At 62.2% G+C, this 24975-nt stretch carries 21 protein-coding genes; 13 read left to right on the top strand and 8 right to left on the bottom strand.

Annotated features, from left to right (window positions below; genetic code table 11):
- Positions 1–8: 8 nt before the first annotated feature.
- The 6 genes from A7X77_RS27195 to A7X77_RS27170 all read left to right on the top strand — a co-directional run bounded on the left by A7X77_RS27195 (position 9) and on the right by A7X77_RS27170 (position 7531).
- Complete coding sequence (locus A7X77_RS27195; protein WP_064685952.1) at positions 9–1385, top strand: aspartate aminotransferase family protein; 1377 nt, start codon at positions 9–11, stop codon at positions 1383–1385.
- 218 nt (positions 1386–1603) lie between these two features.
- Positions 1604–2317 carry an HAD-IA family hydrolase gene (locus A7X77_RS27190; protein ID WP_064685951.1) on the top strand — a complete coding sequence of 238 codons (714 nt, stop codon included), beginning with the start codon at positions 1604–1606 and terminating at the stop codon, positions 2315–2317.
- A gap of 60 nt (positions 2318–2377) precedes the next feature.
- On the top strand, positions 2378–3988 hold the full coding sequence (locus A7X77_RS27185) for an ABC transporter substrate-binding protein (protein ID WP_064685950.1): 1611 nt from the start codon (positions 2378–2380) through the stop codon (positions 3986–3988).
- A gap of 86 nt (positions 3989–4074) precedes the next feature.
- Positions 4075–5025: an ABC transporter permease gene (locus tag A7X77_RS27180; RefSeq protein WP_064685949.1), complete on the top strand. Its 951-nt coding sequence runs from the start codon at positions 4075–4077 to the stop codon at positions 5023–5025.
- Positions 5022–5876 carry an ABC transporter permease gene (locus A7X77_RS27175; protein ID WP_064685948.1) on the top strand — a complete coding sequence of 285 codons (855 nt, stop codon included), beginning with the start codon at positions 5022–5024 and terminating at the stop codon, positions 5874–5876. The genes A7X77_RS27180 and A7X77_RS27175 overlap by 4 nt, the downstream gene beginning before the upstream one ends.
- Positions 5876–7531, top strand: coding sequence for an ABC transporter ATP-binding protein (locus tag A7X77_RS27170; protein ID WP_064685947.1), 1656 nt, complete (start codon positions 5876–5878; stop codon positions 7529–7531). Before A7X77_RS27175 ends, A7X77_RS27170 begins: the two co-directional genes overlap by 1 nt.
- 132 nt (positions 7532–7663) lie before the next feature.
- Here A7X77_RS27170 and A7X77_RS27165 read toward each other — a convergent pair whose 3' ends face one another.
- A complete protein-coding gene (locus A7X77_RS27165; protein ID WP_064685946.1) occupies positions 7664–8347 on the bottom strand; it encodes an aspartate/glutamate racemase family protein in 684 nt (227 codons plus the stop codon).
- A 399-nt stretch (positions 8348–8746) separates the two neighbouring features.
- On the opposite strand from A7X77_RS27165, the gene A7X77_RS27160 reads away from it, so the two are divergent.
- Genes A7X77_RS27160 through A7X77_RS27145 form a run of 4 tightly spaced genes read left to right on the top strand, consistent with a single transcriptional unit; the run spans position 8747 to position 13033 of the window.
- The gene (locus A7X77_RS27160) at positions 8747–10069 is read left to right on the top strand and encodes an NAD(P)/FAD-dependent oxidoreductase (protein WP_064685945.1); all 1323 of its coding nucleotides are present in this window, start codon (positions 8747–8749) and stop codon (positions 10067–10069) included.
- 54 nt (positions 10070–10123) lie between these two features.
- Complete coding sequence (locus tag A7X77_RS27155) at positions 10124–11251, top strand: NAD(P)/FAD-dependent oxidoreductase (protein WP_064685944.1); 1128 nt, start codon at positions 10124–10126, stop codon at positions 11249–11251.
- Positions 11232–11534, top strand: coding sequence for a (2Fe-2S)-binding protein (locus tag A7X77_RS27150; RefSeq protein ID WP_064685943.1), 303 nt, complete (start codon positions 11232–11234; stop codon positions 11532–11534). Before A7X77_RS27155 ends, A7X77_RS27150 begins: the two co-directional genes overlap by 20 nt.
- Positions 11531–13033 carry an NAD(P)/FAD-dependent oxidoreductase gene (locus A7X77_RS27145; protein WP_064685942.1) on the top strand — a complete coding sequence of 501 codons (1503 nt, stop codon included), beginning with the start codon at positions 11531–11533 and terminating at the stop codon, positions 13031–13033. Before A7X77_RS27150 ends, A7X77_RS27145 begins: the two co-directional genes overlap by 4 nt.
- A 270-nt stretch (positions 13034–13303) precedes the next feature.
- On the opposite strand, the gene A7X77_RS27140 is transcribed toward A7X77_RS27145, so the two are convergent.
- On the bottom strand, positions 13304–13660 hold the full coding sequence (locus A7X77_RS27140) for a cupin domain-containing protein (protein WP_064685941.1): 357 nt from the start codon (positions 13658–13660) through the stop codon (positions 13304–13306).
- Between the two features lie 295 nt (positions 13661–13955).
- Positions 13956–14432 carry an Lrp/AsnC family transcriptional regulator gene (locus tag A7X77_RS27135; RefSeq protein WP_040112276.1) on the bottom strand — a complete coding sequence of 159 codons (477 nt, stop codon included), beginning with the start codon at positions 14430–14432 and terminating at the stop codon, positions 13956–13958.
- Between the two features lie 231 nt (positions 14433–14663).
- Here A7X77_RS27135 and A7X77_RS27130 point away from each other — a divergent pair, with 231 nt between their 5' ends.
- Positions 14664–15989: an NAD(P)/FAD-dependent oxidoreductase gene (locus A7X77_RS27130; RefSeq protein ID WP_064685940.1), complete on the top strand. Its 1326-nt coding sequence runs from the start codon at positions 14664–14666 to the stop codon at positions 15987–15989.
- A gap of 35 nt (positions 15990–16024) precedes the next feature.
- Here the strand turns inward: A7X77_RS27130 and A7X77_RS27125 are convergent, their stop codons facing one another.
- The 5 genes from A7X77_RS27125 to A7X77_RS27105 all read right to left on the bottom strand — a co-directional run bounded on the left by A7X77_RS27125 (position 16025) and on the right by A7X77_RS27105 (position 23502).
- Positions 16025–18565: a methyl-accepting chemotaxis protein gene (locus A7X77_RS27125; protein WP_064685939.1), complete on the bottom strand. Its 2541-nt coding sequence runs from the start codon at positions 18563–18565 to the stop codon at positions 16025–16027.
- A 298-nt stretch (positions 18566–18863) separates the two neighbouring features.
- Positions 18864–19730 carry an alpha/beta hydrolase gene (locus A7X77_RS27120; protein ID WP_064685938.1) on the bottom strand — a complete coding sequence of 289 codons (867 nt, stop codon included), beginning with the start codon at positions 19728–19730 and terminating at the stop codon, positions 18864–18866.
- Between the two features lie 10 nt (positions 19731–19740).
- Positions 19741–21228, bottom strand: coding sequence for an NAD-dependent succinate-semialdehyde dehydrogenase (locus A7X77_RS27115; RefSeq protein WP_064685937.1), 1488 nt, complete (start codon positions 21226–21228; stop codon positions 19741–19743).
- A gap of 13 nt (positions 21229–21241) precedes the next feature.
- Positions 21242–22471, bottom strand: coding sequence for an iron-containing alcohol dehydrogenase (locus A7X77_RS27110; protein ID WP_064685936.1), 1230 nt, complete (start codon positions 22469–22471; stop codon positions 21242–21244).
- Entirely contained in the window at positions 22468–23502 is a 1035-nt protein-coding gene (locus A7X77_RS27105; protein ID WP_064685935.1) for an Ldh family oxidoreductase, read from the bottom strand. Before A7X77_RS27105 ends, A7X77_RS27110 begins: the two co-directional genes overlap by 4 nt.
- A gap of 95 nt (positions 23503–23597) precedes the next feature.
- On the opposite strand from A7X77_RS27105, the gene A7X77_RS27100 reads away from it, so the two are divergent.
- Positions 23598–24296 (top strand): GntR family transcriptional regulator, encoded by a 699-nt coding sequence (locus A7X77_RS27100; protein ID WP_064685934.1) that lies wholly within the window; start codon positions 23598–23600, stop codon positions 24294–24296.
- Positions 24297–24348: 52 nt separating this feature from the next.
- A complete protein-coding gene (locus A7X77_RS27095; RefSeq protein ID WP_064685933.1) occupies positions 24349–24942 on the top strand; it encodes a DJ-1/PfpI family protein in 594 nt (197 codons plus the stop codon).
- Positions 24943–24975: the final 33 nt, after the last annotated feature.

Here is a 24975-nt window from a genome sequence, read left to right as displayed (position 1 = left end):
GAGATCCCATGTACCCCAACTCGCTCATCGAACTCGACCGCGCCCATCTCATCCATCCGGTAGCCTCCTACCGCAGTCATGAAAAGCATGGCGTGCGCGTGCTGGCCTCGGCCAAGGGCGCAACGGTCACCGACGCCTCCGGCAAACAGCTGATCGATGGCTTCGCCGGCCTCTGGTGCGTCAATGCCGGTTACGGTCACGAGAGCATCGTCGAGGCAGCGGCCCGGCAGATGCGGGAGCTTCCCTACGCAACGGCCTATTTCGGCCTCGGCTCCGAGCCGGCGATCCGGCTTGCCGCAGAACTCGCCGATCGGGCGCCGGGCGATCTCAACCATGTCTACTTCACGCTCGGCGGCTCCGACGCGGTGGACAGCACGATCCGGTTCATCCGCTATTACTGGAACGCCCGTGGACGGCCCGAACGCGATCAGTTCATCTCGGTCGAGCAGGGTTATCACGGCTCCTCGACAGTCGGTGCGGGCCTGACTGCCTTGCCTGCCTTCCATGCCGGTTTTGGCATTCCCTTCGACTGGCAGCATAAGATTCCGTCTCATTACGCCTACCGCAACCCTGTCGGCGATGATCCGCAGGCGATCATCGAAGCCTCGCTCGCGGCATTGAAAAGCAAGGTCGAGGCGATCGGGCCGGAGCGAGTCGCCGCCTTCTACGTCGAACCGATCCAGGGTTCGGGAGGCGTCCTCGTACCGCCGAAAGGCTGGGTGAAGGCAATGCGCCAATTCTGCCGCGAGCATGACATCCTTTTCGTGGTGGATGAGGTGATCACCGGCTTTGGCCGCACCGGGCCGCTCTTTGCCTGCAGCGAGGAAGGGGTCGTGCCGGATTTCATGACGACCGCCAAGGGCCTCACCTCCGGCTATGTCCCGATGGGCGCCGTCTTCATGTCCGACCACGTCTATGAAACGATTGCCGAGGGGGCCGGCGCCACCGCTATCGGTCACGGCTACACCTATTCGGCTCATCCCGTCAGCGCCGCCGTCGGCCTGGAAGTCCTGAAGCTTTACGAAAACGGCCTTCTCGAGAATGGCGTCAAGGCTGGCGCGCGGCTGATGCGGGGTCTCCAATCGCTGAGAGATCACCCACTCGTCGGCGATGTCCGTGGCCGCGGCATGCTCGCGGCCGTCGAGCTGGTGGTCGACAAAAGCAACAAGACGCCGCTGCCGGCATCCGCCGAACCCGCCCGCCGGATCTTCGATCGCGCTTGGGAGAACGGCCTCGTCATCCGCGCCTTCGGCAACGGCGTCCTCGGTCATGCGCCGCCGCTATGCTGCACCGAAGCGGAAATCGATGCGATCGTCGAGCGCACGCGCATCACGCTGGACGAGACGCTTGAGGACCCGGATGTGCGCCGGGCGCTGCAGGCCTGAAAATACCGCGAAACGGTCAGATTCGGTAGTTTGTGCCGCCCCACAGCGCCTTTTCGGAGAATCCGGCGCAGGGCAGGTGACAAACTGAAACAGACGAAAGGCCCGGATCCCGACAAATGCGGGCCTTCATAAAGAGCGGGACAGAGATCCCGCCGGGAACAGAAAATTCTTCTTTCAGAAGCCGTGCTCCCATCGGAGCCGAACACTGGGGAATTCGCGTGAGCAAGAGCCTTCCGGAATTCAAGTACATGACCTTCGACGTCGTCGGTACGCTCATCGACTTCGAGGGCGGCATCAAGACCTGTCTCGCCGAGATCGCTGCCGAAACGGGGCATGAAGTCGATGGCGAGCGGGCGCTCAGCCTCTATCGTGAGGCCCGCTACTCCGACGACGCCGACCTCTTTCCCGACGACCTCGTGCGTGTCTATCTGGCGATCGCACCGAAGCTCGGCCTGCCCGTCGATCGCAAATATGGCGAGCGGCTGCGGGACTCGGCGAAGAGCTGGAAGGGTTTCGCAGACAGCGCCGCAGCACTGGCAAGCCTGGCGAAAAATTACCGCCTCGTTGCAATGACCAATGCCCGCCGCTGGGCCTTTGCTTTCTTCGAGAAGGAGCTCGGCAATCCCTTCCATGCCGCCTTCACCGCCGACGATACCGGGACCGAAAAACCCGATCCTGCATTCTTCGAGAAGGTCTTCGGCTACATCGCCTCGGAAGGCCATTCGAAGGACGACATCCTGCACGTCGCCCAGAGCCAGTATCACGATATCGGGATTTCCAGGAAGCTGGGGCTGACCAATTGCTGGATCGAGCGGCGCCATGACCAGAAGGGTTACGGCGGCACGATCGAACCGGCCGAATTCACGACCCCAGACTATCATTTCACGTCCATGGCAGGCCTTTCCGCTGCCGTGGCCGCCGCGCGTGCCTGACTATGAACCGGTGCGGACTCGCCTCGCAAGGCAGCCGCCGCAAAAGAAAAGGGGAATGAGATGAACGACAAGATCACCAATTGGACCAGAGCCGACGACGCCATGATCGAAACCGCCATCCGCCGCGGCGCGACTCGGCGCGAACTTCTGCAACTGATGCTGGCGGGCGGCGTCGCGATGTCTGCGGGCGGCCTCATCCTCGGCCGCGCCTCGCAGGCGGTCGCGGCCACGCCCGTTGCCGGCGGCGCCCTCAAGGCGGCCGGCTGGTCGTCCTCGACGGCCGACACGCTCGATCCGGCGAAGGCTTCGCTTTCGACCGACTATGTGCGCTGCTGCGCCTTCTACAATCGCCTGACCTATATCCAGTCCGATGGCACGCCGCGAATGGAGCTCGCCGAGTCGGTCGAAACCAAGGACGCAAAGGTCTGGACGATCAAGCTGCGCAGCGGCGTTACCTTCCACGACGGCAAGCCGCTTACGGCCGACGACGTCGTCTTCTCGATGAAGCGTCATCTCGACCCGGCGGTCGGCTCGAAGGTCGCCAAGATCGCCAAGCAGATGACCGGGTTCAAGGCGGTCGACAAATTGACGGTTGAGATCACGCTGGAAACCGCGAATGCCGACCTGCCGATGATCCTCGGCATGCACCATTTCATGATCGTCGCCGACGGCACGACCGACTTCTCCAAGGGCAACGGTACCGGCGCTTTCGTCCGCGAGGTCTTCGAGCCCGGCGTTCGCTCGGTCGGCCTGAAGAACAAGAATTATTGGAAGCCCGACCATCCGAACGTTGACTCGTTCGAATTCTTCGCGATCGCTGAGGACAACGCCCGCGTCAATGCATTGCTCTCGGGCGACATCCACCTCGCTGCCGCCATCAATCCGCGCTCTGTGCGCCTCGTGGACGGCAAGGAAGGATTCTTCCTCAATAAGACGACCGCCGGCAATTACACGAACCTGAATATCCGCCTGGACACAGCGCCCGGCGACAAAAAGGGCTTCGTAGAGGGCATGAAATATCTGATCAATCGCGAGCAGATTCAAAAATCGGCCTTGCGCGGGCTCGCCGAGATCGGAAACGATCAGCCGATCTCCCCGTCGAACTTCTATTACAATGGGGACCTGAAACCGAAAGCGTTCGATCCCGAAAAAGCAAAGTTCCTCTTCGAGAAAGCCGGCCTTCTCGGTCAGTCGATCCCGGTGATCGCGTCCGATGCAGCGAATTCGGCAATCGACATGGCCATGATCGTCCAGGCCGCCGGCGCAGAAATCGGCATGAAGTTCGACGTGCAGCGCGTACCGTCCGACGGATACTGGGACAACTACTGGCTCAAGGCGCCGATCCATTTTGGCAATATCAATCCGCGGCCGACACCTGACATCCTGTTCTCGCTCCTCTATGCATCCGATGCGCCATGGAACGAGAGCCAATACAAGTCGGAAAAATTCGACCGGATGCTGCTCGAAGCGCGCGGCTCGCTCGACCAGGCCAAGCGCCGCGAGATCTACAACGAGATGCAGGTCATGGTGTCGGAAGAAGCCGGCACCATCATTCCGGCTTACCTCTCTAACGTCGATGCGGTGTCCTCCAAGGTCAAGGGACTTGAGACCAACCCGCTCGGCGGCATGATGGGCTACTCCTTCCCGGAATATATCTGGCTGGAAGGCTGATCGGCATATGCCGGGGGCGATAAGCCCCCGCTCGTCCCCCTGTTTCGTAATATACTGTCAGCCAACGGCCGACGGGAGGCCTGCATATGAAGAATCCGGTCCTGTCTCTTATTGCCAGTCGACTGTTCATCTCCGCTGTCACGCTGCTGATCGTCTCCTTCGCGGTGTTCTTCGCAACGACGATGCTTCCCGGTGACACGGCGTCGATCCTGCTCGGGCAGGCCGCGACCCCGGAGGCGGTTGAGGGGCTACGCAAGGCCATGCATCTCGACGAGCCGGCATTCCTGCGTTTCGTCTACTGGATGACAGGGCTGCTGTCCGGCGACCTCGGCACGTCTTACGCCAACGACATGCCGATCGCCGACTTGATCGGAGGGCGTTTCGTAAACTCTATGAAACTCGCCGGCATAACCGCCATGTTCGCGGTTCCGATCGCGCTGACGCTCGGCATCACGGCCGCCATGATGCGGGGCTCGCTCTATGACCGGGCGGTCACGGTGCTTACGATTGGCGTGATCTCCGTGCCCGAATTCATGATCGCAACATCGGCCGTCCTGTTCTTTGCGGTCTATCTGCAGTGGCTCCCGGCAATTTCCTTTACGAATGAAGCGAAATCCTTCACCGATCTACTGCGGGTCTATGCGATGCCGGTGATCACACTGACCTTCGGCGTATCGGCGCAGATGATCCGGATGACGCGGGCTGCCGTGGTTGAAACTCTGAACACGCCCTATGCCGAAATGGCGTTGCTGAAAGGCGCCTCCCGCAGTCGCATTGTTCTGAAGCATGCATTGCCGAACGCCCTTGGTCCGATCGTCAACGCGATCGCGCTTTCGCTATCCTATCTGCTGGGCGGGGTCATCATCGTCGAGACCATCTTCAACTATCCGGGCATTGCCAAACTGATGGTGGATGCGGTGGCCACGCGCGACCTGCCGCTCATTCAGACCTGCGCTATGATCTTCTGTGTCGGCTACCTCATCCTCATCACGCTTGCCGATATCATTGCCATTCTTTCAAATCCGAGGTTGCGATGACATCCCATATCGAACAACAGCCCGCCATGACGCGCCGGCTCGGCTACCGCTTCAACCTCGTCGGGCTCGTGGGGCTCGCCGCCATCCTCTTCTGGGCTTTTATCGCGATCTTCGCGCACTTGCTCATCCCCTACCCGGTGGGCGAAATCGTCGATTACGACTATTTCGGGCCGATATCCCAGCAGTTCTGGATGGGATCGGATTATCTCGGCCGCGATGTCTTCTCGCGCATCCTGATGGGCGCGCGCTACACGGTCGGCATCTCGCTCGCAGCAGTGACGATCGCCTGCTTCAGCGGCGTCGTGCTCGGCATGATCGCGGCCGTCGCCGGTGGCTGGCTCGATACGCTGCTGTCCCGATTCCTCGATGCCATGAATTCCATTCCGTCCAAGCTCTTTGGCCTGGTCGTGGTTGCAGCCGTCGGATCGTCGATCCCGGTTCTGATCCTGACCCTTTCGGTGATTTATATCCCGGGCTCCTATCGTTTCGCTCGGGCGCTCGCCGTCAACGTCAATTCCATGGACTTCATCACCGTCGCCCGCACACGCGGTGAAAGCACCCTTTACCTGATCAGATCCGAAATCCTGCCCAATATCGTGGGTCCCGTACTTGCCGATTTTGGGCTCCGCTTCGTCTTCATCGTTCTCCTGCTCTCCGGCCTTTCCTTCCTCGGCCTCGGCGTCCAGCCACCCTATGCCGATTGGGGGGCACTCGTGCGTGAGAATATCGGCGGTCTTCCGTTTGGTGCGCCGGCGGTCATGTTTCCGTCGCTCGCCATTGCCAGCCTGACAATCAGTGTCAATTTGCTGATCGACAACCTGCCGCAGAAAATCCGCGATCGGAGTGAGTAATGGCCAATCTCGTCGACATTCGTGACCTCCGGGTCGAAGCAACCACCGATTCCGGCCGGCGCGTCGAGATCATCAAAGGCGTCAGCCTCGACATTGCCGAGGGCGAAATCGTCGCGCTGATCGGCGAGAGCGGCTCCGGCAAGACCACGATCGCCCTGACCCTTATGGGCCATACCCGCCCGGGCTGTCGCATCTCCGGCGGCAGTGTTTTGGTCGGCGGCAAGGACGTGGTTAGGCTAAGCGAAAAACAGCGCGCCGAACTACGTGGCACGGAGGTCGCTTACGTGCCGCAATCGGCCGCCGCCGCCTTCAATCCGGCCACATCGATCATGGATCAGGTGATCGAGGTCACGCGTATACATCAGCTGATGTCGCCGGAAGATGCGCGTGCCAAGGCGGTCGAACTCTTCCGGGCGCTGTCCCTGCCCGAACCGGAAACGATCGGCAGCCGTTATCCGCACCAGGTTTCCGGCGGTCAGCTGCAGCGTCTGGCTGCCGCCATGGCGCTGATCGGCAACCCGACCCTTGTCATCTTCGACGAGCCGACGACTGCGCTCGACGTGACGACCCAGATCGAAGTGCTGCGCGCCTTCAAATCGGTCATGAAGAAGGGCGGCATATCAGGCGTCTATGTCTCGCACGACCTTGCTGTCGTCGCACAGATCGCCGACCGCATCGTGGTATTGAAAGGGGGGCAGGCCCAGGAAATCGGCACCACCGAAGAAATCCTCAACGATGCGAAGCATCCCTATACCCGGCAACTGCTTGCAGCCTTCGAACCGAAACCGCGCGGCCCAACAAGCCTTGCCGAGAACGCGACGGCGCCGCTCTTGAAGATCGAAGACGTCGTTGCCGGTTACGGGCAGCGCCAAGCTGACGGCCTGCCTCTCGTTCGCGCGGTCGAGCATGTGAGCCTGACGGTCGAAAGAGGACGCAACCTCGGCATCATCGGCGAATCCGGTTGTGGCAAGTCGACTCTCGCGCGCACAATCGCCGGCATCCTGCCGGCCGCAACCGGCAAGATCGTCTTCGACGGCACGGAGCTGCGCCGCAATGCGCGCGAGCGTTCACGCGATCAGCTGCGCGAGATGCAGATCGTCTTCCAATATGCCGATACCGCCCTCAATCCGGCGAAATCCGTCGAGGATATCCTCGCCAGGCCGCTGGTGTTCTACCACGGCATGGGTCGACAGGCGCAAAACATCAGGATCGATCAACTGCTCGACATGGTGCGCCTGCCCCGCAACCTGCGCCACCGCAGGCCGGGAGAACTCTCGGGTGGACAGAAGCAGCGCGTCAACTTCGCCCGGGCGCTCGCCGCCGATCCGAAGCTGATCCTTTGCGACGAGATCACCTCGGCCCTCGACACCGTTGTCGCTGCCGCCGTCATTGACCTGCTCAAGGAATTGCAGCGCGAACTCGGCCTCTCCTACATCTTCATTAGCCACGACCTCTCGGTGGTGGAGGCGATCTGCGACGAGATCGTCGTGATGTACGGCGGCCGGAAAGTCGAGGAAATCACCCCCTCGAAAGTGAAAGCGCCGCAACATCCCTATTCGCAACTGCTGTTCTCGTCCGTACCGACGCTCGATCCGGCGTGGCTCGATGGGCTCAGGCAGGATCCAGAACTCGTGCGGGCCTATTGCCGGCACTGAGGTCAGGTCCGATGGTGCGGCTCGCGGTAGACTGGTTTGTCTAGACGATGCCGCGCAGCCTGCGCGGGGCCTTCTTTGGTCACTGCTTTGCGATAAACCGGTGAACCGCTGGCCCAACTGTGCGCACTTGCTTCAACGTGGGAGCGCGTTCAGTGCGGAGGACATGTGCAGGACACCAAGCTCAGGGCTAGTAAGGACCGGTACCGATGCCTCGCTCATTTTATTGAGAGCATTCGCCATTGACGCTTGAGCAAGTACGACCACGTCGACGCTTCCCACAAGCGAAGCGAGGCCTTCACGTACCATCGCATCATGCGCCGCCCTGTCCCCGCTCCGCAATTTATCAAAGGCGCCATCGCAAAGACGACCGGTCACGGAAACCCTATGCCCTATTCTTTGAGCATGGCGTTCAATTAGCTGGGTTGTAGGATTCATTGTCGTAGCCAGGGTTGCAAGGACGCCAATTCGGTTCCCGCGTCGGATCGCCTCAATCGCCATGCCATCATCTATCCGAAAGAGCGGTACGGGGCAGAGCGGCGTTCCCGCATCCACCGCAGGACCGAGCGAGGAACAGGTGACGAGGACCGCCGAGGCCCCTGCATCCATCGCCGACCAAATGTGACCCGCAAGCCGCCGCATGGTCTGAGGTGACAGCGCGCCTTCGCGAATGGTGTTTCCCAACAGGCTCTCGTCTAACATGTTGAACGAGCGCCAACCGGGCAGGTGGAGACCGACGAGTTCGTTAAATGCGGGGATGATCCCGGGAACCGTATGGATCATGGCAAGCGCAGGGGAGTCATGAAATTCCGTAGGCATGGCTTAGATCTCTATTTTGGTTGAGCGCGCTCATCAATTGGAGCGGCAGCAGTCGGGTTGGTGTGGCCCTGAAACCGGCATCTGTCGTGTTCCGACCGGAAGTCGATCCGAAACCACTGTCGTCAGAGGATGCTTGACAACTTACCTGCTCGACGGCCGAAGTTTTGACTGTCATGTCGCCGAACACGGAACTTTCCGCCGTCCCTGCGTTTTCATTCGATGCATCCTGCTCGCCTTCCTCCGGTAGCTTCACCTGAGTTCACTTCGAGGACGCGCCGTGACACCAATCTTTGATCCAGGCAGCCTACCGCGATAGTCGTCATTGCCTCGGATGCTTCTGCCGCAGGGGCAGCAAACAGAGCCGTATAGATCGGCTCCAATCAATTCAGGTCAGTCTCCATGTCTCCACTCCTCAAACGAATACACAGCGATGCAGAACTCCCCGCCAAGGCGGATGTCGTCGTCATCGGCGGCGGCATCATTGGCGCAACGGCGGCCTTCTTTCTAGCGGAGCGGGGACTCTCGGTCGCCCTGGTCGAAAAAGGCCAAGTCGGCTGCGAGCAGTCGAGTCGCAACTGGGGTTGGTGCCGCCAGCAGAACCGGGATGAGCGGGAGTTGCCGCTCTCGGGCGTCGCGCTGCGGCTCTGGAGTGAGTTTGAATCCAAAATTGGCGCGGACGTCGGTTTTCGTCGATGCGGTTTGCTCTACGCTACCGACAATCCGCAGCAACTGGCGGAATGGGAAGCATGGCGTGATACGGCCCGTCAGTTCCAAGTCAATACGAAGATGCTTGGTGCCGCAGAAGCGGCTGCCGCAATCCCGGCAAATGGCCGCCGATGGCTCGGCGGAGTCCATTCAATTGACGATGGCAAGGGCGAGCCTGCCATCGCCGCGCCGACGATCGCTGAGGGCGCTCGCAAACTCGGAGCAACGGTCCATCAAGAATGCGCTGCGCGAGGTCTTGATCTGGCGAATGGAGCAGTAGCCGGGGTGATCACAGAAAAGGGGCTGATCCGGACCCAAGCCGTTCTTTGCGCCGGCGGTGCCTGGACGTCCATGTTCTGTCGCCAGCACGGAGTCCTGTTTCCGCAAGCCAGCGTGCGCCAGACAGCGCTTCGTACGCGGCCCACAGCGAATGTGGGCGAGGCGATTTATACACCGGACTGCGCGCTGACCCGCCGGTTGGATGGCAGCTACACGCTTGCGATCAGCGGCAGGGCGATGCTCGACATCACCCCACAAGGCATACGCTACGCCCGCTGGTTCATGCCGATGTTCATGAAGCGTCTGAAAGCGGTGCAGTTCGGCATCGGCAAATCCTTCCTCCAGGGTCCGGAAGCATTCGGAAGCTTGAACAAGAGTAAACCATCGGCCTTCGAGCGGATGCGCGTTCTTGACCCGCCGCCGAGCCGCCGCACGATTGCGGCTATTTTGAAACGGGTCACCGAGCAGTTTCCTGCATTGGCGGGTGTCGAACTCGCCGACAGCTGGGGAGCCTACGTGGATTTCACGCCGGACGCGGTGCCGGTCATCTCGCCGGCCGACGGTGTGAGAGGGCTCTATTTGGCCGCGGGCTGCTCCGGCCATGGCTTCGGTCTTGGCCCGGGCATCGGCCGCCTGGCGGCCGACCTGGTTGCCAATGATACACCCTGTGTCGACCCCACCCCCTTCCGCCTGTCGCGTCTCCTTGACGGTTCGAAGGTCAAAGTCGGCGCAATCTAATCGTGAGGCCAAATCCGGAGAAGGCCCGTGGGGTGCCTAGGGAAAGCTAGCGGAATGGATTACGACGTCATCGTCATCGGCGGCGGGCTGGTAGGCGTATCGATAGCCTGGGGCCTGTCGAGATGCGGACAAAGGGTCGCAATCGTCGATGAAGGCGACTTGGCAAACAGGGCCGCCCGGGCAAATTTCGGTCTCGTCTGGAGCTCAAGCAAGGGCCTCGGCAACGCGGCCTACTCCCGTTGGTCGCGAACCTCGACGGCGAACTGGCATCGGCTGGCAGCCGAACTCAAGGCTGAAACCGGCATCGACACCGGTTTTGTCCAATCGGGCGGTTTCTCAATTCGGCTCACGCCAACGGAGTTGGAGCGCGGCGTCGCATCCATGACGAAGCTCGCCAGCCAGCGGGGAATGGATGCGGACGGTACTCCGCCGCTCGAATATGAGATACTCGATCAGGCGGAGACACGCCGCCGCTTACCCTTGGTCGGGGAGACCGTGGCAGGCGCGATTTTCAGTCCTCTGGATGGACACGCAAACCCGCTGCGGCTGTTCGCCGCCTTTCACAAGGCGCTGCAGCAGCGTGGCGTTCATTATCTGCCGCATCGGAAGACGACTGGGATCCACCATCGGGCCGGCGCGTTCGAATTGACTGGGGACGGGTGGACGCTGACTTCCGGCAAGATTGTGATTGCTGCCGGAATCGGCAACACCCCCCTCGCGCCGATGGTTGGGCTGAACGTTCCCCTCTCGCCCAGCCGCGGCCAAATTATCGTCACCGAGCGGCTGAAGCCCTTCCTCAGCCATGCCACCGGCTACCTGCGACAGACAGATGAGGGCTCCGTGCTGATCGGCGAGAGCAAGGAAGCGACGATCGATCACCAGCGGCCGCGAGGGCCGATTACGGCGGTCCTGGCCGAGCGCGCTGTGCGCACATTCCCACTTCTCAGGGATGTCAAGGCGGTGCGGACCTGGGCGGCGTTCCGCGTCGTGACGCCGGACGGCTACCCCATTTACGAGCAATCTGAGAGGTTTCCAGGTGCGTTTGCATTCGCCTGTCATTCCGGCGTAACCCTGGCTGCGAACCATGCGCTGGTACTGCCGAGGCAAATTTCGGCCGGCGGTCTCTGCGCAGATCTCTCCGCATTTCATTCCCGGAGGTTCCGTGTTCCGACGACTGCCTAACAATACCGAGAGTTCGGTCTCCTTCACATTCAACGGCGCGCCGACCACCGCCCGCAGCGGCGACAGCGTCGCCGCTGCGCTACTGGCTGCCGGACATTGCACCACCCGCCGCTCTCCGGTTTCCGGCGCTGCCCGCGGTCCCTATTGCATGATGGGCGTGTGCTTCGAGTGCCTCGTCAAGATCGACGGCCGGGCGAACCGACAGGCTTGCCTGATCACCGTGGCAGAGGGCATGCGGGTCGAAACGCAGGATGGCGCGGGCGTGGTGGGACAGGAAGCATGATCCGGAACATTCACTCTGCCGCTGATCTCGCGCCTGCCTACGACTTGATCGTTGTTGGCGCGGGGCCTGCCGGCCTCGCGGCAGCCGTTGAAGCCTCGGCCCAGGGCATCACCGTATTGCTGGCCGACGAAAACGAATCCCCCGGCGGCCAGATCTATCGGTCGGTGGACCGGGCTTCGAACGCCGATCTCGCGCGCATGGGGCCGGACTACGCTGCCGGTCGGATGCTCATAGAGCGGTTTCTGGCGGCAGACTTGAGCTATGCCCGTCGGGCGACGGTCTGGAGCGTCGGGCCTGCCGACGAGGAAACTGGCGACGGCGCGCATCCGCTCGAGGTCGGGATCTCGCTCGGTGGCATCGCTCGACCGATCGCAGCCCATCGCGTGATCCTCGCGACCGGCGCGCTCGAGCGTCCGTTCCCGTTCGCGGGGTGGACCATGCCCGGGGTCATGACGGCGGGGGCGGCGCAGATCCTGATGAAATCGTCGGGTCTCGTGCCGACCGGGCGAACCATTCTCGCCGGGACCGGGCCGCTGCTGTACTTGCTGGCAAGCCAACTTCTCCGGGCAGGCGTGTCCGTGGTGGCAGTCGTCGATACCACGCCGGTCGAGAACTGGCGCTTAGCCCTGCCGCACATGTTTACCTTTGCCACGTCACCCTATGCACTCAAGGGCCTGAACCTCCTCTTCGACGTTCGCCGTCGAACCCGTGTCATCCGCGGCGTGACTGCGATCGAGGCAGTCGGTTCCGGACAATTCAGCGCTTTAAGGGTTCGTCGCGGCAACAGATCCTGGGACATTCCGGGCGACCTGCTCCTTCTGCACCAAGGGATCGCACCAAACCTCAATCTCGCGCTGGCCGCCGGCTGCGATTATGTCTGGGACGAGCGCTCGGCCGCCGCCCGCCCGACTGTCGACGTTTGCGGCGCAAGCTCGGTTCCGGGGGTTTCGATCGCCGGGGATGCGGCGGGAATCGTCGGGGCGATTGCCTCAGCCCTACAGGGAGAGCTCGCTGGCCTGAGTGCGGCGCTCGATCTAAAACGCATTGAGCAGGGCGCCTACGAACAGCGTCGGAGCCGACTCGCACGAAAGCTCGCTCGCGCCCTCAGAGGCAGGACTTTCATCGAGCATCGGTTCCGACCCGCCAAAACGTTTCGTGTGCCGGCAGACGACGGCACCATCGTCTGCCGCTGCGAGGAAATCACAGCCGGTAAGTTGCGTGAAGTTGCGGCACTCGGCGTGCCGGGCCCCAACCAAATGAAGGCGTTCACACGATGTGGAATGGGACCGTGTCAAGGCCGGCTATGCGGTCTGACCGCGGTTGAACTCCTGGCACAATGCCGTGGCGTTGCGGCCGGCGAGGTCGGTTACTATCGACTGCGCCCTCCCGTCAAACCTGTGACACTTGGCGAGCTGGCCGCTTTGCCGCACACGGAGACAGCCATCATCGCCGTCGCCGGATTCGTCGAAAGGGCCGCCGATGGTGCGCAGGACCACTGATCTCCCCTGCCGCTGTCGTCGGGCATTGTCGTCGCGCTCATCTTCGCGGCGTCGGCAAGAACTGATGGAGCGTTCGCAGATCGCAGTGGAGCGATTGTGAGGCGGGCACCGAAGGAGCTGCTCACGAGCCCCGTAGCATCACAAGAGCGGGCAGACCATCGCCGTGGGCTTTTGAGGAGGCGCACTATCGCGGCGGTTCAAATTCCCGAAATCGCCCATTGCTGAATTCACAGGTGCGCCAATCGTCGGGCGCACCTGAGTTTTGTGCGGTCACTCGTAAACACAAAGATAGATTTTGCGGACAGTCTCGATCGTCCGCCAAACACCGACGAAACCCGGCTTCATGACGAAGCTGTCACCAGCACGGTAGGTTTTCGTCTCCCCGCCCTTCTCCTCGATTTCTACGAGACCCGAAATGATGTGGCAGAATTCGTAGGTCGTTCCCTTGATCGAATGATGCTCGCCGGGCGTCGCTTCCCAGACGCCGGTTAACACCTTCTCTCCCTTGGACGCATCCTGGGCCCAAGTCTTGAAAAAGGGATTGCCCGAAATGAGCCGCTCCGGTCCGGGGATCGCATCCTTTGGAGTGAAATCCGGATCGGTGTCGATGGTGACCAGCAGTGACATGTCATCTTCCTTCTTTGGGAGGCAGTTCTGAATCTACGAGGCGGGGGGGGGGGTAGACTGCTTCCGAGCGCGATAGGGCAGTGGCCAGGTTGAGCAGTGCGGACCCCTATTGCCCCTGGGGTGGATCGTGGTGGCACCCGAGATTAAGGCAATGCGGAAGTTGGCGTTGCCGAACAAAGCGTTGTTTTAGCCGATAATTTCGAAATCTCTCCACGATCCAGCCAAACCTGCCGACTGCTGCGACAGCTGTCACCGAGGAGGCCACGTGCGGGCCACTAAGAGCGATGCGCGCTCTCTAATGCGGGAATAAGGTTGTCAGCGGCATATGTGCCTTGATGATCGGCGACTTCAGGACGACGAAGCTGAAATATTTGTCGATGCCGACGTCCATGTCGGTGAGCCGTTCCATGATCGTCTGATATTCGTCGATGCCGGCGGTGACGAATTTCAAGAGATAATCATAGCCTCCGGAAACCAGATGACATTCGATCACCTGATCGACCTTCTCGATTACCGCCAGGAAACGGGCGAAGTCGATCTGGCGATGGTTCTTCAGCGTAATCTCGGTGAACACGGTGAGCGTCTGGCCGAGCTTGCTGACATTGATCTGAGCCGAATAGCCTTCGATGTAACCTTCGGATTGCAGCTTCTTCACCCGCATCAGGCACGGGCTCGGCGACAGGTTGACCAGCTCGGCGAGTTCTACATTGGTGACGCGGCCATTCTTCTGCAGTTCGTAGAGGATTTTTATGTCGATCCGATCGAGTTTCATCACGCGCCTTCGTGTGCTTGAGACCGCCAGCGACACAGCAGATTATGCTGCGGCTTCCCAACACCGACCTTAACACATACCGGGGCGGTGTCGATCAGATTGCGGGACAGGGCGAAGCACAAACGGCTGCCGGGCTCCTCACAAGACAGAATCTTCTGCTGCCGCCGGTCGATCTCCGGCAAAGGCGTGGCTGCGGATCCGTTAAACTAGTCCTGAACCGGAGACCCTACCATGCCCGCACCGCTCACGCGCGTCGACACCGCACCACAGCCGCCCGCTGCCGCCGATGCGGTGGTGATCGGAGGCGGCATCGTCGGGGTTTTCGCTGCCTATTATCTCGCCCGGCGCGGATTGAAGGTCGCCCTGGTCGAGAAAGGCCTGATCGGGGCGGAACAGTCGAGCCGCAATTGGGGCTGGTGCCGGCAGCAGAACCGCGACGCCCGGGAATTGCCGATGTCGACGAAGAGCCTCGATCTGTGGGAGCAATTCGCGACCGAGACCGGCGAGGACACCGGCTTCCGGCGCTGTGGTCTTTTCTATCTCAGCAACAGTGAGGACGAACTTTCCGGCTGGGCTCGCTGGCGCGATTTTGCCCGGTCGGTCGGCGTCACGACTCATATGCTGAACGGCGCGGAAGCAACCGAACGGGGGCGTGCCACCGGCGCCGCTTGGAAGGGCGGGGTGTTTTCACCAACGGACGGGATCGCCGATCCGGCCAATGCCGCGCCGGCCGTGGCGCGTGCGATCCTGAAGCTCGGCGGCACAGTGCATCAATCCTGCGCAGCGCGTGGCATCGACATTGAAGGCGGCAGGCTTGCGGGTGTCGTTACCGAGCACGGCCCGATCCGGACAAAAGTCGCAATACTGGCTGGCGGGGCGTGGGCCTCCTCCTTCTGCCGGCAGCTTGGCATCCGATTTCCACAAGCCTCGATCCGCTCGTCGATCCTGTCGGTGTCACCAGGCGCGAGCGGCCTGCCGGATGCGCTGCATACATCGGCAGTTTCGGTGACGCGTCGCGGCGATGGCGGTTACACGCTGGCGATCAGCGGCCGCGGCCGGGTCGATCCCACCGCACAGCAGCTCCGTTTCGCGCCGCAGTTCCTGCCGATGTTCGCCCGGCGCTGGCGGAGCCTCGCACCCGGCGGATTGGAGGGAATTCGTTCCGGCCATGAATCCCTGGCGCGCTGGCGGCTCGACAGCCCGACGCCGATGGAGCGCATGCGCATCCTCGACCCGGCGGTCGACGCGGCCACCATTGCCGTGACGCTTGCACGGGCGCTCGAGCTTCTGCCTGTCTTGAAGGACACCGGCATCAGTGCAGCTTGGGCGGGCTATATCGACAGCACGCCGGACGGCGTGCCTGGGATCGGTGAGCTCGCCACCCTCCCCGGCTTGATCCTCGCTGCTGGCTTCAGCGGTCATGGCTTCGGCATCGGACCCGGCGCCGGTCATCTGATTGCCGATATCGTCACCGGCGATGAGCCGATCGTCGATCCGCGGCCCTACCATCCCAGCCGCTTCGCGGCGGCCGCCTGGGGCAAAGTCGCCGATTTCTAAAGAGGCGCGTCCCAGAGGAAGACATGACGCGCCGCTCAGGAGGCCAGGGCGATCCGCTGGCCGGCGGCCTGTGACGCCCTGCGGCCGTCTGCGGTCTGGAAGCGGGAGATGCGTTCGTTCAGCAGTTCCACCTGCTGCCGGAGCCTGTGAATTTCCGCGGTATTCTCCTCGACCATGGCGGCGTTATGCTGGGTAATATGCTCGATGTCGCGAACGGCGTTATTGACTTCGTCGATCCCCTTGTACTGGGTGCTCGTCGCCGTCGAGATGACCTGCACCAGCCCGTTGATCGAGGTGAAGTGCTCCATGATCGCCGAAAGCGCCTCGCCGGTCTCTTCGACGAGCCGAACGCCAGTGCCGACCTGCGATGCGCTGTTGGAGATGAGATCCTTGATCTCGCGGGCGGCCTTGGCGCAGCGCTGCGCAAGCTCGCGCACTTCCTGCGCGACAACGGCAAAACCCCTGCCTGCCTCTCCCGCGCGCGCCGCCTCCACGCCGGCATTGAGTGCGAGAAGGTTGGTCTGGAAGGCGATCTCGTCGATCACGCCGATGATGCTCGATACCTTGTCCGACGACCGGTTGATGGCGTCCATCGCCTCGACGGCCTTGGCGACGACGGCCGCCGAATGCTCCGCCTGCCGGTGCGCCTCGGCGACGGAAACCGATGTCTGGCGCGCGTTTTCCGCCGTCGTGCGGACGCTGGCGGTCAGCTCGCCAAGAACGCGTGAACTGTCTTCGAGCGCGGCGGCCTGCTGTTCCGTGCGCCGCGCCAGATCGTCGGCCGCACCCGAAAGGTTGGTGCTGCCCTCGGCGATTTCATAGGTGGTATTGCGGACCTCGGCGAGCGTCCGGCGCAGCGCATCGATCGCCTGGTTGTAGGTCCTGGCCATCGCGACATAATCGGCGGCCAGTTCCTCGCTCATCACCGCAGCAAGATTGCCGTCGGCGAGTTTGCCGAGCATGTCGGACAGGACGTCCAACGCCTCGCTCTGCTCAGCTTCGATGCGTGCCTGTTCGGCTGCGCGGCGAGCCTGTTCCTGCTCGTCCCGCGCCCTGTTCGTTTCAGCGACTTCTTCAAGCCTTGTCTTTTCGAGCGCCTGATCGCGGAAGACGGTCACGGACCGGATCATATCGCCGATTTCGTCGCCACGCTTGCCGTCGCCGATCGGAACATTGAGATCCCCGGCGGCAAGTCTCGTCATCGTCTGGGTAATCCGCTTCAGCGGTCCGCGCAGCGTTTCGATCAGCATCAGGCCGCCGATGATGGCGAGCACCGTGCCCGCAATCATGGCCGAAAGGGACATGGTGGCCGAGCGCTGGCTGATTTCCTTGCCGCTCTCCTGCGCCGTGCTGACGAACTGTTCGAGCGTGTGACTTGCGGCCGCCACCAGCTCGGTCGCGGCCTGCTTGTCGCCCTGCCATCGATCGGCAATCGATATCAGTGCCGAGGTGCCCTTTTCAATCAAGGCAAGGGAAGGCTCGATCTTATTGGCAAGATCCTTCAAAGCGGCGTTCTTGCCGCTCAAGGGCTCAAGCTTTGCAGCGCTTTCGCGTAGAGCATTCAGATCCACCAGAACCGCATCCCGCGACTCGGCATCGACCCGCCTGTTCATCTCGCTGAGATGCAGTCGCAGATCGTCGATCGATTTGAAAGCGGCATTGACGATCGCCACCATGGTGCGAAGAGTTGCTATGCTCGCATCCATGCCGGCAAAGCGCTCGATAGCCGTATCCGCATTGCCGGAAGCAAGTTTTGCAAACTGCTCCTCGAACCGCTGCAGATCTTGGTCGACGGGAGCATGGACGTCGAGCGACAAATTGGCGCTGTCCTTCGCCATCGCGGCAAGCCTGTCCAGAACCGGTTTCAGCGGGGCGATCTGACCTTTCGCCTTATCGGAGCCAAGCGCCTCGCTCGCGCCGACTTCCTTGACCAGCGGCGGCAGAAGGCTGCCGATGGCTTGAGCAAGTTTCTGAGGGTCGGCTGCGCCTGCGGTCGCCTTGCGCAATTTCGCAATGCGTCCCGCGAGATTTTTGTAGGCCGAGGCGTCGAGAAGAAGCGCCCGGACGAAGGCCTCCTTGCCGTTGGCCTGGTCTTGAAGAACGTCGAGCTGCTTGCGGGCGGTCTGGCTTTCCTTGAACAGTTGGGCGACGGCGTTGTCGATTGCCTGTTCGGTATTGCTGCGCTCCTGCGAGACGGCCCAAAGCGCGTCGGCGCCGCCCTGCATCTTAGCCCCGAGTTCGCGCACGGCGGAGATCTGCTGTTTCTGGGCGGGATTGATCAACATGGCATCGAGCGTCGCCGCACCCTTCTGTTGATCGGCGATGCTGGCGACCAGCCGATCGCGCGTCGCCGGTGTCGGGAGGTCGGCAAAGGCGGTCAGCGAGGATCGCAGCTGCTGAAAACTGGAAAGCGTATCGATCGTCTGCCGCGTCAGCGTCATCTGGCCATTCAGGGTACCAGCCGTGAAATAGCCGAATAGGCCGATGCCGGCGATGAGGACGACGAGAGGCACCACAAAGAAAAGGACCTTCGTCACGATCCGCATACGCTGTAACAGTCGATCAATTAACGACATGAAATGTGTGGCCCCCGCCCAGCAATTCGGCTCTCAATCCGGCACACCACCACGCAACAGCACGACTCCGTGCAAATCGACTAACGTCCTCAATTGGCGGTGGCAGCGCCTGAGGCGATGACGATAGGGATAAGTCCTAAAAAAATGGTCAATGGTGTCGAGTTGTTCGGCAAAGGTAAAATGGCGGAAGAGCGCGGCCTACCCTCATCCGGTCCCGACAAGCCCCGTGTTTGGCGTCGATGACGCCGGTACAAATCGATACCCGGTTATGACGATGCATCGATCTTCGACTGCCACATCACGAAAAACGGCGGTCTGGGGAGGTTGATTGCTTCGGTTCCTCGTCGGCATCATTGGCAATTAGGGCGCGCAATGCTGCCGCCACAGGTGTTCCAGCAACGGCGAGATCGCGTACCGTGCTCATGTGATTCCCGTCTGCAGCGTACGTTGCCAGCACTTCGAGCCCTTGGGCAGCAAGAACGTCTCTGAACGCATTTGCCTGGCTTTTGAACGGAGCAGTTTCCAGTTCGCCGGTCATCAGAGCGACACGCGTCGCAGGATCGTGCTCGTGACGCATGGGCGTAAACCGTCGCACCTCCTCGTCGCTCAAGGCGATCTCGTTACTGAGGAAGGAGGTTTGCAGGGGTTCGAGATCGTATAGCCCGCCGAGCAGGAAAGCAGCCACGACGCTTGAAGGCGCTGGCGCGCGATGGAAGAGAAAGGTTGCGAGATGTGCACCGGCGGAGTGACCGCTGACGGAGAACCGCTTCGGTGTGGCGCCGAAACGATCGGCGTGCGCCAGCAGGAAAGCCTTGGCTTTCACGACCTGACCAATCAGGACGTCCATTCTCGCGCCGGGCATCAACGAATAGTCGACGATCGCTGCGACCGCGCCGGCGCCGGTGATGGTCTCCGCGACGCAGGAATAGTCCTCCTTGGAAAACATCCGCCAATAGCCCCCATGAATGAACATGTGGATCGGCATGTCCAAGCTGGGATTATCCGGCAGGAAGATATCGAGGGTCTCGCCCGGCCCTGTCCCGTAGGCGATGCTGGCTTCCATTGTGACAGTGCGCCGGGTCGCAAGACTGCGGGCACGGATATCGCCGACGATCTCGTCGAAATCTGAAACATGATCGCGAATTCGGAACGGATCGGCGGCCAAAGGCTCCTCCTCAGAAGCTTGTGGCAATGTACTTGGCTTCCATGAATTCCGCGATGCCGTGATGCTGCCCTCCTTCGCGTCCGAGGCCGCTCTGCTTCACACCGCCAAAGGGGGCAGCGGGATCGGAGACCAGTCCACGATTGAGGGCGATCATGCCAGCTTCGACCTTGGAGGCGACCCGCATGCCGCGGCCAATGTCGCGGGTATAGATATAGGCGGCGAGGCCATACTCGGTATCGTTGGCGGCAGCGATGACCTCGGCCTCGCTCTCGAAACGGTAGAGCGGCGCAACGGGACCGAAAATCTCCTCACAGCCCATGTCCGAGGTTGGGGAAACATCGACAAGCACCGTCGGCGGATAGAAGAAGCCCCGTCCTACTGATTTTTGTCCGCCGCAGAGAACGCGTGCGCCGCGCGAAATGGCGTCGGTAACCAGGCGTTCGATTTTCTCCACTGCCTTGCGTGTGATCATCGGACCGCACTCGGTAGCAACATCCACACCCGAGCCGACCCTGAGCGCTGCCATGCGTCGGCTAAATTTCTCCGCGAAGGCATCGTGAATACCGGACTGGACATAAATGCGGTTCGCAGCCGTGCAGGCCTCACCGGCATTGCGCATTTTCGCAATCATCAGCCCCTCGATCGCCGCGTCAATGTCCGCGTCGTCGAAAACGATGAATGGCGCGTTGCCGCCGAGTTCCATGGAGCAGGAGATGACATTATTGGCCGCTTCCGCCAGAAGCGTGCGGCCAACGCCCGTCGAGCCTGTGAAGGAGAGTTTTCGCACGCGCGGGTCGGCCAGCATGGCGGCGATGACGGGGCCAGGCGTCGATGTTGTCATCACGTTCACGACACCGGGTGGCACACCAGCCTCCTCGTAGAGAGCCGCAAGCGCATAGGCTGTCAGCGGCGTCTCGCTTGCTGGCTTCAGGACAACGGTGCAGCCTGCGGCAAGGGCGGGAGCGATCTTGCGGGTCGCCATCGCGGCCGGGAAATTCCACGGCGTGACGAGAACGCAGACCCCGATAGGCTGGTAATCGACGACGATCCGGTTCGCACCGGCCGGGGCAATGCCGAACTCACCCGAGATGCGCACCGCCTCCTCGGCGTTCCACCGGAAGAACTCCGCCGCATAGGCCACCTCGCCGCGCGCGTCGCGCAACGCCTTGCCATTCTCGAGCGAAATGAGCCTGGCAAGCATTTCGCAACGCTCCACCATAAGTTCGAAGCAGCGGCGCAGAATCTCGGAACGCTTTCTCGGGGGCGTCTCGCGCCAGCCTTCCGCTGCGCTTGCGGCAGCCTCAACGGCCGCCGCAGCATCCGCGGCCGTTGCATCGGGCACTGCGGCAATAATCGCCTCGGTCGAGGGATCGACCACCTCGATGCGGCCCTCGCCCGCTGCGGGCCGCCAGGCGCCACCGATATGGAGGCCGCGGGAAAACGAGCCGAGGCCGAAGGAATCGTGGTCTGGATGTGGAGGATTCTGGTTGACGTTCATGATTGTTTCCTAATCAGAGGGCGGAAGCGGCGAAGTCGCCGTTATAGGCGGCACGCACGAGAGCGCGCATGCCGGCCGAATCCAGGGAGCGTGGGTTATTCTTGATCAGCCGGCCGATGCCGAGCGCCTGTTCGGCCGCCCAGTCGATCCGGTCTTCCGGCAGGCCGAGCCCGGCGAGCGTCGGCGCAATGCCGATTGCGGCGAACAGGCGACTGACCTCGCCGATGGCGGCATCGGCAAGCGTCTCGTCGTCCTCCACCCCGATGGGGCCGAGGCCGAGCGCCCTGCCGACAGTGGCGATCTCCGGGGCAGCGACACGGCGATTATATGTCATGACATAGGGAAGCATTGTCGCCACGCCGAGCCCGTGCGGCGTATGAGTGACGGCGCCGACGGGATATTGCACCGCATGAGCCGCAGCGGTACCCGCGGTTCCGAAGGCGCAGCCCGCAGCGAGCGCGCCCATCATCACATCGGCGCGTGCATCGATGTCCGAGCCGTCGGCGAAGGCCTTTTCCAAGCTCCGGCCAAGGAGCCGGATGGCATGCAGGGCGAACTGGTCGGAGAGATCGCTCTTGCCGATGAAGACGTGCTGCTGCGCGAGATCCGGGTCGCCGGGGCGGCGCATGGCCGTGAAGGCTTCGATCGCATGCGTCAGCGCGTCCGCCCCGGCGATCGCGGTGAGCTCTGGCGGGCAGGATAAGGTGAGTTCCGGATCACAGATCGCCGCTGCAGCGATGAGATATGGGCTGGAAATGCCTACCTTCAGGGTGCGGTCGGGATCCGAGACAACCGCAACTGGCGTCACCTCGGAGCCTGTGCCTGCCGTCGTCGGCACCGCGATGACCGGCAGGACCGGTGCCGGCACCTTGAACTCACCGTAGTAATCTACAAGTGCGCCGCCATGAGTGAGCAGCAGCGAGGCGCATTTCGCCAGGTCGAGGCAGCTGCCACCGCCGATGCCGATCACCATATCGGGCTCAAAGCCGCGGGCGGCCTCGACGCAGACCGCGACCGTATCGCGCGGCACGTCCGGCAGCGTCTGGTCATGCACGAGTACGGCAATGCCGGCGGTTTCGACCGCGGCGATCATTTCCGCGAAGACCGGCGTTGCGGCAAAACGCGCGTCCGTGCAGACGAGTGCGCGCCGCCCGGTCCTGCTGGCGACGCGCGCGAGCGCATGGCGCTGACCGATGCCAAACAGGATTTCCCGCGGCAGCCTCAAGGCGGCAAACAGGCTCATGATCTTTGCCCCTCGAAGGCCAGTATGCGGGAGGGGGAAAGCGCGTTGAGGTCTTCCCAGAGGCGCTGGTCGACCTCAAAACCGTTCCGGCTTGCAACCGAGCGCCGGCGGCGGGCACGATCGCCTGGGACGCGAACCGCTTCGCCGGCCACTTCGGATGGTGAAGCACGCACCGCAGCGAGATAGGCCGACAGCCGCGCCGGAAGTCCCGGCGCCAGACTGGGCTCGATCAAGATGAAGATGTCGCCCTTGTTGCACGGCGACCGGTTGTCGAGCGTGCCGCGCACATCCGGTGCGACCGCCGAACCCGCAAGAGCCGCCACCAGCAGCTCGATCGCAATGCCGAGGCCATAGCCCTTCGCATCGCCGAAGGGTGCAATCGCGCCGTCCTTGGCGCGTTGCGGATCGGTCGTCGGCTTACCAGCCGCATCACGCGCCCAGCCCTCGGGAATGGGCCTGCCGGTCGCAGCATGGTGATGGATCCGGCCCATCGGCACGAGACTGGTGGCAAGGTCCAGCACGAGGGGATCCCCGGCGGTCGGCACGGCGATAGCGACGGGGTTGGTGCCGAGCATAGCGCGTGTACCGCCGAATGGATGGACGAGGGCTTCGCTCGACGAAAGCGCGATGCCGACGAAACCCATCGCAGCGATGGCCTCCACATAATACGCGAGCATGCCGAGGTGGTTCGCATTGCGCACGGCGGCGAGGCCGATTCCTAGATCAGGAATGTGAGGCGCCAGCCGCTCGATCGCGGCCATGGCGACGACGGGACCAAATCCCGAAGAACCCTCCACCTCCAGAACAGCATCCGCGCGCCAGCGCTGCGTTCCCCTCGTCTGCGGGTCAACAACACCTCGCTTGATCCGTTCGACGAGGCGCGGAAGCCGGTAGAGGCCATGCGAGGGATGCCCCTTCATCTCGGCCGTTACCAGGACGCGTGCCTGCAGGGCTGCATGGTCGCGCGGCGCGCCATGCTCTTCCAGCAGACGGGTGGCAAGCGCGAGGGCTGCGGCTTCGGATACTCGCATGATTTTCTTCCCTATATTAAATCGTATAGGATATAGGATTGCCTTGGGGGCAGCATCGTGCTAGCGATTGAACCTGTCAAGAGGCAAGGCAGCAGATGATTTCGGCAAGACGCAAAGAACCTTCGACGGCGACGACCCAGATACCACGCGCCAACAGTTTGGCCGGCGATGTCTATGAAGCAATCTTCAACCAGCTCATGTCGTTGAAGATCGCGCCGGGCGCGCGCATCACGGTCGACAACCTGGTAAGGGAGTTCAACGTCTCCCACACGCCGATCCGCGAAGCCCTCGGAAGGCTCGAAGGCGAGGGTCTCGTCGTAAAGCAGCATCTCATCGGCTATCGCGCCGCGCCCCAGATCACGCGCCGCCGCTTCGACGAACTCTACGAACTCCGTCTGCTGCTGGAACCTGCCGGCGCTGCGAAGGCGGCCGAGTCGATGGACAATGAAAAGCTGGCCATCCTGACGGAGGCCGCGGGCGTGATGACCCATAGCGACAACAGGGACGAACGAGCGAACTATTCGGCCTTCGCCCGCAAGGACGCTATTTTCCACGACCGCATCATGGAATTTGCCGGGAACGAGTTGATCCGCGAGACGCTGGCGTTCCAACACACGCATTTCCACATCTTTCGCCTGATGTTCCATCGCCGTGTCACCGAGGAGGCACTCGGCGAGCACCAGATGCTGCTCGATGCCTTTGCGACGCGCGACCCCGCTGCGGCTGCGAGCGCAATGCGCATCCACATCGAACATTCGCGCGACCGGCTGTTGCCGGCGTTCGACGAGATCTGAGGAATCGGAAAGCAAGACCCGCCTGCCCATCTGACAACGAGGAGGAGAACCCATGCCAGGCAAGAAAATCCTGATGCTCACCGGCGATTTCACCGAGGAGTATGAAATCTTCGTCTTCCAGCAGGCGATGGAGGCGGTCGGTCATACGGTGCACGTCGTGTGCCCGGACAAGAGGGCCGGCGACATCCTCAGGACGTCGCTGCACGATTTCGAGGGGGATCAGACCTATACGGAGAAACTCGGGCACAATGTCACGATCAACAAGACGTTTTCCGAAGCCGCGGAACAACTCGACCAGTATCATGCTGTCTACTGTGCCGGCGGGCGCGGACCGGAATATATCCGCACCGACAAACGCGTGCAGGCGATGGTGCGCCACTTCCATGAGCAGAGGAAGCCGATATTCACTATCTGCCACGGAGTCCAGATCCTGATCGCGGTCGACGGTGTCGTTAGCGGCAAGACGGTGGGTGCGCTTGCTGCCTGCGAGCCCGAGGTCACCCTGGCGGGCGGAACCTATATCGACCTGTCGCCAACCGAGGCCCATGTCGATGGTTCAATGGTCTCGGCCAAGGGTTGGACCGCGCTCGCCGCCTTTATGCGCGAATGCCTGAAGGTGCTGGGAACGGAGATCCGCCACAACTGAGACCACCGCACCAAGAAACGGAAAGGCCCGGCA

The organism is Rhizobium bangladeshense, from assembly GCF_001662075.1.
Taxonomy (GTDB): Bacteria; Pseudomonadota; Alphaproteobacteria; order Rhizobiales; family Rhizobiaceae; genus Rhizobium; species Rhizobium bangladeshense_B.
Note: the sequence above shows the minus strand (reverse complement) of the source record. Positions and strands in the feature narration are given on the sequence as shown.

What these genes read in the sequence shown, in the direction of transcription:
- A7X77_RS27145 (WP_064685942.1), top strand. Translation starts at nt 11,531, where the DNA reads ATGATCCGGAACATTCACTCTGCCGCTGATCTCGCGCCTGCCTACGAC.
- A7X77_RS27130 (WP_064685940.1), top strand. Translation starts at nt 14,664, where the DNA reads ATGCCCGCACCGCTCACGCGCGTCGACACCGCACCACAGCCGCCCGCT.
- A7X77_RS27170 (WP_064685947.1), top strand. Translation starts at nt 5,876, where the DNA reads ATGGCCAATCTCGTCGACATTCGTGACCTCCGGGTCGAAGCAACCACC.
- A7X77_RS27175 (WP_064685948.1), top strand. Translation starts at nt 5,022, where the DNA reads ATGACATCCCATATCGAACAACAGCCCGCCATGACGCGCCGGCTCGGC.
- A7X77_RS27180 (WP_064685949.1), top strand. Translation starts at nt 4,075, where the DNA reads ATGAAGAATCCGGTCCTGTCTCTTATTGCCAGTCGACTGTTCATCTCC.
- A7X77_RS27105 (WP_064685935.1), bottom strand. Translation starts at nt 23,502, where the DNA reads ATGCGAGTATCCGAAGCCGCAGCCCTCGCGCTTGCCACCCGTCTGCTG.
- A7X77_RS27110 (WP_064685936.1), bottom strand. Translation starts at nt 22,471, where the DNA reads ATGAGCCTGTTTGCCGCCTTGAGGCTGCCGCGGGAAATCCTGTTTGGC.
- A7X77_RS27125 (WP_064685939.1), bottom strand. Translation starts at nt 18,565, where the DNA reads ATGTCGTTAATTGATCGACTGTTACAGCGTATGCGGATCGTGACGAAG.
- A7X77_RS27100 (WP_064685934.1), top strand. Translation starts at nt 23,598, where the DNA reads ATGATTTCGGCAAGACGCAAAGAACCTTCGACGGCGACGACCCAGATA.
- A7X77_RS27115 (WP_064685937.1), bottom strand. Translation starts at nt 21,228, where the DNA reads ATGAACGTCAACCAGAATCCTCCACATCCAGACCACGATTCCTTCGGC.
- A7X77_RS27095 (WP_064685933.1), top strand. Translation starts at nt 24,349, where the DNA reads ATGCCAGGCAAGAAAATCCTGATGCTCACCGGCGATTTCACCGAGGAG.
- A7X77_RS27140 (WP_064685941.1), bottom strand. Translation starts at nt 13,660, where the DNA reads ATGTCACTGCTGGTCACCATCGACACCGATCCGGATTTCACTCCAAAG.
- A7X77_RS27135 (WP_040112276.1), bottom strand. Translation starts at nt 14,432, where the DNA reads ATGAAACTCGATCGGATCGACATAAAAATCCTCTACGAACTGCAGAAG.
- A7X77_RS27185 (WP_064685950.1), top strand. Translation starts at nt 2,378, where the DNA reads ATGAACGACAAGATCACCAATTGGACCAGAGCCGACGACGCCATGATC.
- A7X77_RS27165 (WP_064685946.1), bottom strand. Translation starts at nt 8,347, where the DNA reads ATGCCTACGGAATTTCATGACTCCCCTGCGCTTGCCATGATCCATACG.
- A7X77_RS27160 (WP_064685945.1), top strand. Translation starts at nt 8,747, where the DNA reads ATGTCTCCACTCCTCAAACGAATACACAGCGATGCAGAACTCCCCGCC.
- A7X77_RS27195 (WP_064685952.1), top strand. Translation starts at nt 9, where the DNA reads ATGTACCCCAACTCGCTCATCGAACTCGACCGCGCCCATCTCATCCAT.
- A7X77_RS27155 (WP_064685944.1), top strand. Translation starts at nt 10,124, where the DNA reads ATGGATTACGACGTCATCGTCATCGGCGGCGGGCTGGTAGGCGTATCG.